Raw genomic sequence first — 11,372 nt, 5'->3', positions numbered from 1 at the left:
GCCCAACTGGTCCCCTTGTTTGTTGTGGTTGTGGCGATGGAGCAACATCAAGCACTGTGTTCACTCTATTGACGGCTAAGCTCAAAGCGCTCCAGAATTATTCTGATTCATTGAGTCATTGGATTCAATTCATCGAGTTTGTTGAATCTTGTTATGCACATGAGTGGTCAGCGCGCTCAGATGGTTGTTATTCCTGCCGGGACGTATCGCGTCGGTTCAGAGTCTTTCTATCCGGAAGAGGCTCCAATCCGATCCATTCAATTGCAGTCGTTTGTGATCGATGTGGCGCCAGTCACGAATGCCGAGTTTGCTCGGTTTGTTGCCGACACCGGCTATCAGACAGTCTCTGAAAAGCCGCCTGATCCAGAGCTGTATCCCAACCTGCCCCCAGAGCAGCAATGCCCTGAATCGGCAGTCTTCACGCCGCCTCCAGCGAGTGTCGATCGCAGCCAACCTCTTTCCTGGTGGGCCTTGGTGGAAGGTGCGGATTGGCGCCATCCCCAGGGACCTTCAACCACCATCGACAACCTCATGGAGCATCCGGTGGTGCATCTTGCTTACGAGGATGCATTGGCTTATGCCGAATGGGCAGGAAAACGCCTGCCAACAGCTGATGAATGGGAAGTGGCGGCTCGGGGCGGCCTCGTTGGGCATGAATATGCCTGGGGGTCGGAGATGACCCCCGAAGGCCAGTGGCTAGCCAATGTCTGGCAAGGGCCGTTCCCTTGGATCAATGAGCAGACCGACGGCTGGTTTTGGACGTCTCCTGTCGGCAGTTTCCCTGCCAATGGCTATGGCTTGGTCGATATGTGCGGCAACGTCTGGGAATGGACGTCGACGTTGTTCCCTGTTCCGAAAGGAGAGCAGGAAAGGCGGATTATCAAGGGCGGATCGTTTTTGTGTGCGGAAAACTATTGCCATCGGTTCCGGCCGGCTGCATTGATGGGCCAGACAACCGACACCGCAACGTGTCACATGGGTTTTCGTTGCGCAGCCGATTCAGATTGATCGCTGTTTCAGCTGATCGATGATCATCAACGCGCCGAGCACGAGGTGCAAGGAAGCGGCCGCCAAAACCATGAGTCCACCCGAGATCGCCTTAGCAATTAGCGCGAATAAGAACACAGCCGCGACAACGTTGTAGATCGTGATCCCTCGTTGTGCCGACATTGGACAGGGCTGGCTCCAGCAGGCCACGCCGAGTCCGATCAAGGCCAGGCCATAGAGCTGGGCCAGATATGGCTCCGCGCCAATTGCTTTGGCTTGGAACAGCATCTGGACGATGAAGCCCGGAAGCAAGAGCAGCGTTACTCCTGTGATCAGCTCTATAGCAGCGGCGATTCGATAAAGATTGCGTTGATTAAGCATGTGTGTGGTGTTGGAATGGTTGTTGATGACTTCGTTAAAGATGGCTATTTGATGGGATTTTTTTGATGTTGGCTATGATGTTGATAGATCCTGATTCGGTGGCTGATCCATCCAGGGCCAAGTAGGCCAAGCACAATGATTGTTAGAGAGGTAGTGAGTCTGCTTGAGAGCATTCGTGCTTCGTCCAGGCCTCCTAGTACAAATCCGATGGCAACTAAGACACCGAATACGCCCGTAAAAGTTCCACTGAGTGCGCGAAGCATGTCCCCGATCGTGCGGCCTTCTACTGCATCAGGGTTGATGCCAATGCGACTGCCTGAAAAAAAGCCTGTAATCCCTAATATGATGACAAATACAAGGCGTTCCCACGGAGTATTGGCCGGACTAGTACCACTTTCGAGAACATTGTTGACCATCGTCGAAGCTGTTCCAAGGAAACTTCCTGTGCATAATCCGATGCCAGACCACCAGAGATTTGGTTTGCGTAAGCGATTGCGTAGCCTGCTCAATGTGATTAACAAGGTGCAGCTTATGATTAAGGATGGGAATAATGGGGTTGTCAGGGTGATGAGATAACTAGCCAAGGCAGTGACGAATAGAGCCTGAATGTCGGCTCCTCGACGAGGCTTCAAAGTGAGCTCGGCTTCTTTGTTTAAATCAGTGTGCATAAATCTGCTGGTATGTTCTTCGCTTGGTCATGCTTGTGATGTAGTTGTTTTGCGCCATTTCATGAATGGTGCAGTTCCAACCGCAGTAATGACGACGTAGCCCACAACCGCTGCCTTGAGATCGATGGCGTTGGGGGCCATGCCTTGAACGATGAGCAATGCAAGGCCTGGATTACGCATGGAAAGCACCAAGGGCAGGGTGCTGCGCTCGACTTGGTTATTTCCTGCCACGACATATCCCAGCCCAAGGCCAATCCAGGTGAGGATGAGCATCACGAGTGCACCTCTGAGGTTGTCGATCAGCATTGGCGATACTTTCGGCAAGGCCACGACCAGGATTAGGGTTAGGAGCACAAATAGAAGAATGTTGCTCAATTTCTGAACAATTGGATTCCAGCGTTCAGCCCAGTCTGCACACCAACGCCGCAATGACACGCCGAGGAGTAATGGAAAGAGTTGCACGGTGAAGACTTGATGAGCGACATCCTTGGCGTTGACGCTCCAGATGGTTTCCCCCGCTTCAGCTGGCAACTGAGAGACCCAGAGCGGAACGCTGATGATGGCAGCGCAAGCTGACCAGAATTGCAGCCTTGTCGCTAGTTCAGGGTTGTTCGCCAACTTCCTGCTCTTCAAGGCGATCATCGGGGCGCTGGGGCAGATGGCCATCAGCATCACTGCTGTTGCGATGGCTGGCGACAGCCCTTGTCCCATTGGGGTTTTTAGCAGCAGCCATGCTGCCAGGGGCATGGCTGCGCAGGTGGCGAGTAGTACACGACCAATTAGAGCGGGTCTGTGTTTAAGCAAGTCAAATTGCAAGCTGGGCAGATTGAGTCCCAGAGACACCATGATGAAGAAAAGGGCCAGAGAAATCAGGATGGACATTGAAATAAGGGGGCTTCAGGAGTAATTCGAGAAAGGTGATGTCTTCAGATCAAGCTGGATAGCAGCAGCAGAAAGGCCATCACTCCGATTCCAAGCACGGCTGTTGCGGTGGCAATCGAAAGTGATGGATCATCGCGGTAGAGGTAAGGGTCGCTACGCAGCCTCATCAGTTCGCGTTTGTGCTGACGGATCGCGATCAGCAGTGTAAAAATTCCGACTGCGATGAATCCCATTGACATCAGCTGGACACCGATGTCATGCCTGGAGTTGGTGTCACCTCCTGCATCTCGAATGGCATCGATGATTTTGTCGAGACCGAATCCGAAACTGATCAAGGCAAGAGCGGTTCGGATCCACGCCAGGGTTGTGCGTTCTGCTGCGGCTCTATTGCGCGTTTTGGCCAGTTCCGTATTGGCATTGCTCATCCGCTGCGGTGGGCCGGAATACTTTCTTTAAAGTAGAAACGCCTGCAGATCGCGTCATCCCGGAATGATCCTGATTGTGCAGGTTTGTTGTGTTCTACTTTTAGGAAAGCGATAATTTTTGTTTTTCGATTCACAATGACCTCAAACCTGCATTTGATTATTCATGGGATTAGCTGAACATGTTCTGACACATTCAGCAGAGGGATTGCGTCTGATTCTCGAATACCTTTCGATTCTTTCTGTTGCTGTTGGTCTTATTGCGGTTTTTTGCCCTGGTGGACCACTTCGCCTACGAGCCATTCCGCCGCGCCTTTTGCAACGAGGGCCGTTAACAGCGGCCCGTTTGACATTTGGTGGGTGGGTTGCCCTGGCACTTGAGTTTCAACTTGGCGCTGATGTGGTTCAAACCACAATAAGTCGCGAAGCATCTGCATTGATTCAGCTGGGTGCTGTGGCACTGGTGCGTACATTTCTAAATTACTTTTTGAGCCTTGAACTTAAAGAAAAAGAGCAGGCTTCTTGACGAAGCCTGCTCCAGGGTATTGATAATTGCTCCCATTAAATGTTTGTTTTATGTTATTCGAGATACTCCACGTGCATGGTGTGAATGGATCCGTTGAACTTGAATGGCGCACGCTCGTGGTAATCGAGTGAAACAGGAGAACCGAGCGCCTGACCGACATCCAGACAATCATTTGCTGTAAACAGCACAGCTGCAACCCTCGGCACAGTTCCGTCGATCACCTGGGTGCCATTGAGGGATACCTTGATCGACAGCGGGCCTCTTGGGTTGTCGTCGGTGTGCTGGGTGACGATCTCCAGTTTGTGGCGACCGGCCGGCAGTGGCTCAGCAGAGCGCAGCTTGGTGCGTTCAATGATGAACAGGTTGTACTCATAAATGAGAATCCCCTGATCCATGTACAAGGTGAGGCCACCTGAATTGGCACCGAGCTTGTAGAGCACTCCACTGGCCGTCTCCGGAATCTCCATGTCAATCGTGACTTTGTTGTTGAGGCAACCAAGTCGTGGAGCACAGGGTTCCGGAATACGCGTGATGGTCCCTGGCAACTCCCAGGATGTTGCCGGCGGGGCAACCTTCAGTTCCGGGTGGAAGATGATGGTCCAGAGGCCGCCGCCAATCGGCAGGTTTTTGTATTTGGCCGATTCCACCAGGAACAGATTTTTAAGCATCTGCAACTTCTCTGGATGCTGATCTGCCAGGTTCTTGCTCTGACTCCAATCCTCATCGAGGTTGTAGAGCTCCCAGTCATCGGTGTCGGGTGACCAGGTGAGGATGTCGGGGTCGACACCCTTCACCCAGGGCAGCCGAGGCCCTACGGCCCCAGCTATCCAACCGTTGTGATAGATCGAGCGAGAACCCATGATGTCGAAGAACTGGGTCTTGAGCTGATCTGGAGCATCGGGGGCATTGAAGGCATAGGCAAAGCTGGTGCCGTGGATGGGATCCTGCTCCACGCCATTGACGATCTTGGGTGGAGTGATCCCCACCAGCTCATAGATCGTTGGTACAAGATCGTTGCAGTGGTGGAACTGCGACCGCGGCTTGGGATCCGGCTTGATGCCCTTGGGCCACTTGACCATCATGGGATTGCGGGTGCCGCCGAGATAGGAAGCCTGCAGCTTCATACCTTGGTAAGGCGTGCTGCCGGCCCAGGCCCAGCCTGCGTGATACATGTTGTCGACCAGCGGGGAGCCGAGCACATCGAGTCCGCCAAGTTCATTGAGAACCTCGATGTGCTGCTCAATTTCCGAGGCGACGGAGTTCTGAGCCAACAGCTCGGAGATGGTGCCGTCCTGGCCTTCTCCAGAAGAGCCATTGTCACCCCAGATGTAAACAACGAGTGTGTTTTCCTCGTAGCCCAGCCGTTCAATTTCTGAGACGATGCGACCGACTTGGTGATCGGTGTGTTCAGCAAAGCCTGCCAACACTTCCATCAAACGTGACTGGAAGGGCTTCTGATCATCAGGGATGGAATCCCAGGCAGCCAAACGGGGGTGGCGTGGCGTGAGCTGTGCGTTTTCGGGAATCCAGCCTTTGGCCTTGGCATTTTTAAATGCCTTTTCGCGATACGCGTCCCAGCCCCCGTCGAACTTGCCCTTGTACTTGTCTGCCCACTCCTTATTCACATGGTGAGGACCATGCAGGGCTCCGGATGCCCAGTACATGTAGAAGGGCTGATCGGGGCGGAGAGCCTTGTGGGTCTGCAGCCAGTTGATCGCGTCGTCGGCCAGGTCTTCACTGACGTGATATCCCTCTGCTGCTGTTTTTGGTGGCAACACCACTGTGGTGTTGCGCACCAGATGCGGCTCATATTGAGAGCACTCACCTGCGAGGAATCCGTAGAAGTATTCGAAACCAAGACCCGTTGGCCAGTTTTCAAAGGGACCTGCAGCCGTGGTCTCATTGGAGGGCGTGTTGTGCCATTTGCCCCATGCTCCGGTGGCGTATCCGTAATTGCGCAGCACCTCCGCCTGCAGTGCACAGCTTTCAGGAATACGCCCTGAATAACCGTCCCAGTCGTTGGCGAATTCACAGATCTGGCCGTTGCCTACGAAGGTGTGGTTACGACCGCATAGCAGCGACGAGCGTGTTGGTGAACACATCGCTGTGGTGTGGAAGCGATTGAAACCCACACCACCATCTTTGATCGCCTGAAGTGTAGGTGTATGAATTTCGCCACCCAGGCATTCCGGCATTGCAGGACCGGCATCGTCAATGAGCACCACAAGAATGTTGGGTGCGTCGTCTGGAAGTCTCTTGGGATCGGGTAGTGGGCTATATGTCGACTCCTGCATCGACGTCCCAGCCTTGCTGCCCGACGGTTTGGCAGGAAACGGCAAAATCGAGCCATCGATTGGTGATGTGTTGCTGTTGCCCATGGTTAAGAAGTGAGTCGAGCGTGAGCGGACAGTTCATAACTACCGGCTGTTTCAATCTCTGAATACGTCAGGGAAGAGAACTTGCACAGACGGGATCAATGGGTCTGGGAGACCACAATCGAGCTCAATACTGGTGATCCCGATTGTGCGCAGTTGAGCGATGCTCGACCCCTCTCCGTCAATCCAGAGTTAAGAAGTTGAAAGTCCTAGGACCTCGTTGCTGGAAGAACTTCAAGGTATGCCAGATCCCATCAAAGTCCCCCGTTTGATCCGCCGTCTGACCGTTGGAGGGGGTGTGTTGCTTGCGACAAGCTTGACGATTGCCTGCATGAAGCAGGGGCAATCCCAAGCAGGTGTCTTCGATCGGACGAATCTCCCCATCGCTGAGCCAAGGCCTGAAAAGGTCACCAAAGTTCTGCCTTCAGAGGTGCCATTGCCCGCACAGTGGGAGGTGACCGCACCAGCCGATGCACCCAACGTGGTGATCATCCTTTTGGATGATGTGGGCTACGCGGCTCCTTCCGCATTCGGCGGTGTGGTGAACATGCCGACGGCGGAGAAGCTGGCCGACAATGGGCTGCGCTACAACAAGTTCCACACCACAGCCCTTTGCGCCCCAACGCGGGCAGCATTGAAATCTGGTCGTAATCACCACAAGGTGAACACGGGATCCATTCCAGAGATCGCGACGGGTTATGCAGGTAATTCAACCGTTGTGCCGGATTATGCCGTGCCGGTTGCAGAAATTCTGAGACTCAATGGTTACAACACAGCGGCCTTCGGTAAGTGGCATGAAACCCCAGGCCGTGAAACCACGGCTGCTGGCCCTCAAACCCGTTGGCCAACGCGTCAAGGATTTGAGAAGTTTTACGGGTTCGTTGGGGCGGAAGACAACATGTGGGAACCCACCATCCACGATGGTGTCACCGTTGTGGATGCACCGAAGAAAGATCGGTATCACTTCACCGAAGACATGACCGATCAGGCGATCGGTTGGGTTCGTCAACAGAAAGCGATCAAGCCTGATAAACCATTTTTCATCTATTACTCCTCAGCCGGTGCCCACTCCCCACACCATGTGGGCAAAGAATGGATTGACAAATATAAAGGCAAGTTTGACGAGGGCTGGGATGTCCTTAGGGAACGCAATCTAAAGAACCAGATCAAGGCTGGGATTGTTCCTGAAGGTACGCAGATGGCCAAGGCGCCAGACAGTATTCCCAAGTGGGACAGCCTCACCCCCCAGCAGCAGAAAATTTATGCGCGCCAGGCTGAGGTGTTTGCTGCCTTCACGGAGCACTCCGATTATGAAGCAGGCCGTTTGATTCAGGCGATTGAAGATCTAGGTGAGCTCGACAACACCTTGGTGATTTATATAACTGGTGACAATGGCGCCAGTGTTGAGGGGGATAGGACTGGTCATTGGAATTGGAACCACTACCTCAATGGTGTTGGAGAAACGCCTGACGAACAGGAGGCGAAGCTTGATGAATGGGGTGGTCCAACCACCTACCCCATGTATCACATGGCTTGGGCGATTGCCTTTAATTCACCTTTTGCACTTTCCAAGCAAGTCGCCGGTGATTTTGGCGGAACACGCAATGGCACAGTGATTCATTGGCCGGAGCGCATCAAAAAAGTTGGTGGTGTGCGCACTCAGTTCTCGCATGTGAATGATGTCGCCCCAACAATTCTTGAGGCGGCCAATCTGCCGATGCCCAAAACAATTAATGGTATTCCGCAGATTCCCATGCAGGGAACCAGCCTGATGTATACCTTTGATAATCCAGATGCCAAAGAAAAGCACAACACGCAGTACTTCGAGATTATTGGCAACCGAGGTATCTATCACAACGGCTGGATGGCTCGGGCAACCATCATGTATCCCTGGATGGCGCCCAAAAGAATGAACACGGTTGCGGCAGATGATGGTTGGGAGCTGTACGACACCACGAAGGATTTCAGTCTCTCGAATAATCTTGCTGATCAGGAGCCAGAACGCCTTGTGGCCTTGAAGAAGAAATTTATGGAAGAGGCCATTGAGAATCAGGTGCTGCCCCTGGATGACCGCCTGCTCGAGCGTCTTGTCCCATCTGTTGCAGGTCGGCCCACCCTGTTAGGTGATCGCACGTCGATGGATTTATATCCCTATGCTTGGAACATGGTCGAAGACTCGATTCTCAATGTGAAGAACGTGTCGAATAGTGTGACGGCCTTTGTTGATGTGAAAGGAGGCGAAGAAGATGGCGTGATCTTCTCCCAGGGAGGGCGATTCGGTGGTTGGTCGCTTTATGTTGAAAACAACAAGCCTTCCTATACCTATAACTACATGGGAGAGCTGTTCACCCTGACGAGCAACAAGCCATTGCCCGCTGGTAAATCCGAAATCCGTTTCGAACTCGACTACGACGGCGGTGGCACTGGAAAAGGTGCAGATCTTCGCTTGAAACTCAACGGCGAGGTGGTCGCTGAAGGCCGCCTGGAGAAGACGATTGCATCGCGTTTTTCCATTGATGAAGGCGCTGATGTTGGTCTCGACCGTGGCTCTGCGGTCACGGTTAAAACCATTGGTCCTCGTCGTTACAGCGCCTATGGCGGTCAGATTGACAAGGTGACACTTCAGATCTACCCCAAGGACACGGATGCAGCCAAGGGCTAAGGACGCGTGTTACTGATTCAGTCTGTGGGGATGGCTCCAAGTTGAGCCATCCCCTTTTTCTTGGCTGGCCTTGATGATGCCTGTCAAACAGGGGCCTGAGCCAGAGCATGCTGTTGCATAGGCCCATATCCGTCATCACCGATATTTCATGAACTGAGCTGGAGTACAACTCCATTAAGAGGAAGCATCTGAACGATTCATTGAAGAATCATCCTGTAGACGCTGAACTCATCTTTAAATAAAGCAATGGAGTTTGGACAATGCTTTTTGCCTGGTTGATCCCGTTCGTGCGGAGTATGGGACTTTACTGCCCCTGCGGCAAGGCATCTGGCCTATAAAAGTGCACCGGATTAATTTTCCAACCGATGACGACACTGAAGTTCAAAATATTGTCGTCGGTCTTCATTGCTTTGCTGGGTTCTTCGCAAGGTTTCTCTGCAAGAGCGCAGGTTAGTGATCAACCACTTGTCGCAGATCCAGCGGATTTTGATTTCACTCCTCTGCTTTGGACTGAAGCAACCATCGCTCAGAGTGGTTCTGATCAGCCTCAACCTGTTACTGGGAATGAGCCTGTTTCTGTTACTCCTGGAGAATCGAAGGCGAAGGAAGAAGGATCTCTCGCCAAAGCGGCTCAGAATCCTATTGCGAGTTTGATCAGCCTTCCGATTCAATGGAATTCAACACCCTCAACTCAGTGGGCGCCAAACGTCACGATTCCATCCGCTGATCCTTCGCTTCCTCCTGTACGCACGAACTTTAAAGCCAATCAAACGCAGAATGTTGTGAATGTGCAGCCTGTCATTCCCTTCAAGGTGAGCGATGGGTTGACACTCGTGACCCGTACGATTGTCCCATTCATTTCGCAGCCAGGGCCTCGGGGTACATCCATTCAGTCCCTAGGTGACATCAACCCCTCTGTCTTTTTTGTGCCAACATTAAAGGGTAATTTTACCGTTGGTGTGGGTCCAACGGTGGTGATTCCTTCGGCAACCGATAACCGTCTCAGTTCGAAGCGCTGGAGTGCGGGTCCAACGGGTGTTCTTGTTTACACAAAAGGTCCAATTGTTGCCGGTGGATTGATTAATAATATTTGGTCATTTGCGGGGGACGATGGTCGTGATGTGAATAAAATGTTGATTCAACCTTTTCTGAATTATAATCTTCCGAAAGGGTGGTATCTCACCAGCTCCCCAATTATTACTGCCAACTGGAACCAAGCCGAAAACAAAGGCTGGACCGTTCCCGTTGGAGCTGGCTTTGGGCGCGTTTTTGTTTTAGGGACTCAGCCCGTGAATGCATCACTTAGCGCTTATTACAACGCAGTCAAGCCTGAGGTTGCTGGGCAAACACTGATTGGAGATTGGACTTTCCGCGCTCAGGTTCAGTTCCTTTTCCCAACGGGAGGTTAATCAAGTTGCATTCTCTTGCAATGTTTGACTAGGGTTTTCATGGAAGAGATTTTGATAGGCCCTGGCGAAATGTCCTCGACTATAAAAATTAAAATGTTTAGCGATATCTGAAACGTTCTGAAGCGCCGCCTCCGCTCTCGCGTCTTTGTTTCGCAGCATCCAATTCACTTGTTCGAGGCGGATGGTTTTGAGGAGCTCCATTGGGCCCATTTCGAAGGTGTCTTTTGTGCCTTGAATAAGAGTTCGTCTTGAGCAAAAAAGTTGTTTGCTGATATCGTCTAGTGTTAGATCTTCATTTCCTCGATCAAATCCAAGTTGGATGAAGTTTTTAACAAGTAATTGGCGTTGCGTTAGTTCAAGCGGATGGTAGTTGATGTCTTGTGTGCTCATCAATGAGTCAATAAAATGGCTGATTATCGAGTTCCCGATTTGTTGTCGATTGGATAGGCTTGAGGCTGTATTATTGATTGACTGTTGAAGCAGGGTTTTGAGTTTATTGTGTTGGCTTGGAGTGATCTGTGCACTATTGCAAGTTAGGAATTTTTCTTTTAGTTGCTCTGCCTTGCAATGCTTCAGAATGGAATTAATTCTGTTGGCTGACGTGATTGCGAAGTAAGTTGTTGAATTTGCTGTAAGTTGAAAATGTGACTCCTTTAGGTTTGATTTGAATCCGTTGATTGAGTATTTGGGTACGGCTAGAGTGTGTGTTTTGTGATCGTCGGCCACTCCTGATGATTCCAGGCAAAAGCTCATGAAATCGGGTCCGCGATCTCCATTCAGGAGCAAGCATTGATTGCTGCTGATTTCAAGAATGGTGATCGAATTGAAATTGGCGCAAGTGAATCTGCCCGCTAATCGTCCTTGGCTCAGTTGAATTGCCTCATAGGGTTTGCCGAGACGCTTCAAGTAGTAAGCCAGTTCGCTTGCTGATCCGAAGGAGGCAGACCAGGGAAGAGGCTGATCTTTAGGAAACCTTATGGTTTTGTCGGAATGTCTCCCGTAATAGTGGTCTCTCTTCATTGCTCATAGCCTTCAGTTATAAGTTAATTTCTTTAGTGGC

The 11,372-nt window shown here is 51.7% G+C and carries 10 protein-coding genes; 4 read left to right on the top strand and 6 right to left on the bottom strand.

Going from position 1 to position 11,372, the window contains the following annotated elements; all coding sequences use genetic code 11:
- The first annotated feature begins 153 nt into the window (after positions 1-153).
- Positions 154-1,008: a formylglycine-generating enzyme family protein gene (locus tag WH7805_RS04855; RefSeq protein WP_006041886.1), complete on the top strand. Its 855-nt coding sequence runs from the start codon at positions 154-156 to the stop codon at positions 1,006-1,008.
- Here WH7805_RS04855 and WH7805_RS04850 read toward each other — a convergent pair.
- The 4 genes from WH7805_RS04850 to WH7805_RS04840 are packed head-to-tail and all read right to left on the bottom strand — an operon-like array spanning position 1,000 to position 3,343.
- Positions 1,000-1,368 (bottom strand): hypothetical protein, encoded by a 369-nt coding sequence (locus WH7805_RS04850; protein ID WP_006041885.1) that lies wholly within the window; start codon positions 1,366-1,368, stop codon positions 1,000-1,002. The two genes, WH7805_RS04855 and WH7805_RS04850, sit on opposite strands and share 9 nt — an antisense overlap.
- Positions 1,369-1,412: 44 nt before the next feature.
- On the bottom strand, positions 1,413-2,036 hold the full coding sequence (locus tag WH7805_RS14375; RefSeq protein WP_156783616.1) for a hypothetical protein: 624 nt from the start codon (positions 2,034-2,036) through the stop codon (positions 1,413-1,415).
- Positions 2,037-2,063: 27 nt separating this feature from the next.
- A complete protein-coding gene (locus WH7805_RS04845; protein ID WP_006041884.1) occupies positions 2,064-2,918 on the bottom strand; it encodes a bile acid:sodium symporter family protein in 855 nt (284 codons plus the stop codon).
- 44 nt (positions 2,919-2,962) lie between these two features.
- Positions 2,963-3,343: a YidH family protein gene (locus WH7805_RS04840; protein ID WP_006041883.1), complete on the bottom strand. Its 381-nt coding sequence runs from the start codon at positions 3,341-3,343 to the stop codon at positions 2,963-2,965.
- A 163-nt stretch (positions 3,344-3,506) separates the two neighbouring features.
- On the opposite strand from WH7805_RS04840, the gene WH7805_RS04835 reads away from it, so the two are divergent.
- Positions 3,507-3,866, top strand: a complete 360-nt coding sequence (locus tag WH7805_RS04835; protein WP_006041882.1) for a DUF1622 domain-containing protein — start codon at positions 3,507-3,509, stop codon at positions 3,864-3,866.
- A 53-nt stretch (positions 3,867-3,919) separates the two neighbouring features.
- Here WH7805_RS04835 and WH7805_RS04830 read toward each other — a convergent pair whose 3' ends face one another.
- Positions 3,920-6,244: an arylsulfatase gene (locus WH7805_RS04830; RefSeq protein ID WP_006041881.1), complete on the bottom strand. Its 2,325-nt coding sequence runs from the start codon at positions 6,242-6,244 to the stop codon at positions 3,920-3,922.
- 217 nt (positions 6,245-6,461) lie between these two features.
- On the opposite strand from WH7805_RS04830, the gene WH7805_RS04825 reads away from it, so the two are divergent.
- Positions 6,462-8,903 (top strand): arylsulfatase, encoded by a 2,442-nt coding sequence (locus WH7805_RS04825; RefSeq protein WP_232198953.1) that lies wholly within the window; start codon positions 6,462-6,464, stop codon positions 8,901-8,903.
- Positions 8,904-9,268: 365 nt separating this feature from the next.
- The gene (locus WH7805_RS04820) at positions 9,269-10,312 is read left to right on the top strand and encodes a hypothetical protein (RefSeq protein WP_038004426.1); all 1,044 of its coding nucleotides are present in this window, start codon (positions 9,269-9,271) and stop codon (positions 10,310-10,312) included.
- Here the strand turns inward: WH7805_RS04820 and WH7805_RS04815 are convergent, their stop codons facing one another.
- Positions 10,313-11,218 carry a helix-turn-helix transcriptional regulator gene (locus WH7805_RS04815; RefSeq protein WP_198005733.1) on the bottom strand — a complete coding sequence of 302 codons (906 nt, stop codon included), beginning with the start codon at positions 11,216-11,218 and terminating at the stop codon, positions 10,313-10,315.
- Positions 11,219-11,372 lie beyond the last annotated feature (154 nt).

Origin of the sequence: Synechococcus sp. WH 7805 (genome assembly GCF_000153285.1) — a bacterium.
Lineage (GTDB): Bacteria > Cyanobacteriota > Cyanobacteriia > PCC-6307 > Cyanobiaceae > Synechococcus_C.
The sequence above is the reverse complement of the archived record's forward strand: the minus strand, read 5'-3'. Positions and strand labels throughout refer to the sequence as shown.

What these genes read in the sequence shown, in the direction of transcription:
- WH7805_RS04855 (WP_006041886.1), top strand. Translation starts at nt 154, where the DNA reads ATGCACATGAGTGGTCAGCGCGCTCAGATGGTTGTTATTCCTGCCGGG.
- WH7805_RS04850 (WP_006041885.1), bottom strand. Translation starts at nt 1,368, where the DNA reads ATGCTTAATCAACGCAATCTTTATCGAATCGCCGCTGCTATAGAGCTG.
- WH7805_RS14375 (WP_156783616.1), bottom strand. Translation starts at nt 2,036, where the DNA reads ATGCACACTGATTTAAACAAAGAAGCCGAGCTCACTTTGAAGCCTCGT.
- WH7805_RS04845 (WP_006041884.1), bottom strand. Translation starts at nt 2,918, where the DNA reads ATGTCCATCCTGATTTCTCTGGCCCTTTTCTTCATCATGGTGTCTCTG.
- WH7805_RS04840 (WP_006041883.1), bottom strand. Translation starts at nt 3,343, where the DNA reads ATGAGCAATGCCAATACGGAACTGGCCAAAACGCGCAATAGAGCCGCA.
- WH7805_RS04835 (WP_006041882.1), top strand. Translation starts at nt 3,507, where the DNA reads ATGGGATTAGCTGAACATGTTCTGACACATTCAGCAGAGGGATTGCGT.
- WH7805_RS04830 (WP_006041881.1), bottom strand. Translation starts at nt 6,244, where the DNA reads ATGGGCAACAGCAACACATCACCAATCGATGGCTCGATTTTGCCGTTT.
- WH7805_RS04820 (WP_038004426.1), top strand. Translation starts at nt 9,269, where the DNA reads ATGACGACACTGAAGTTCAAAATATTGTCGTCGGTCTTCATTGCTTTG.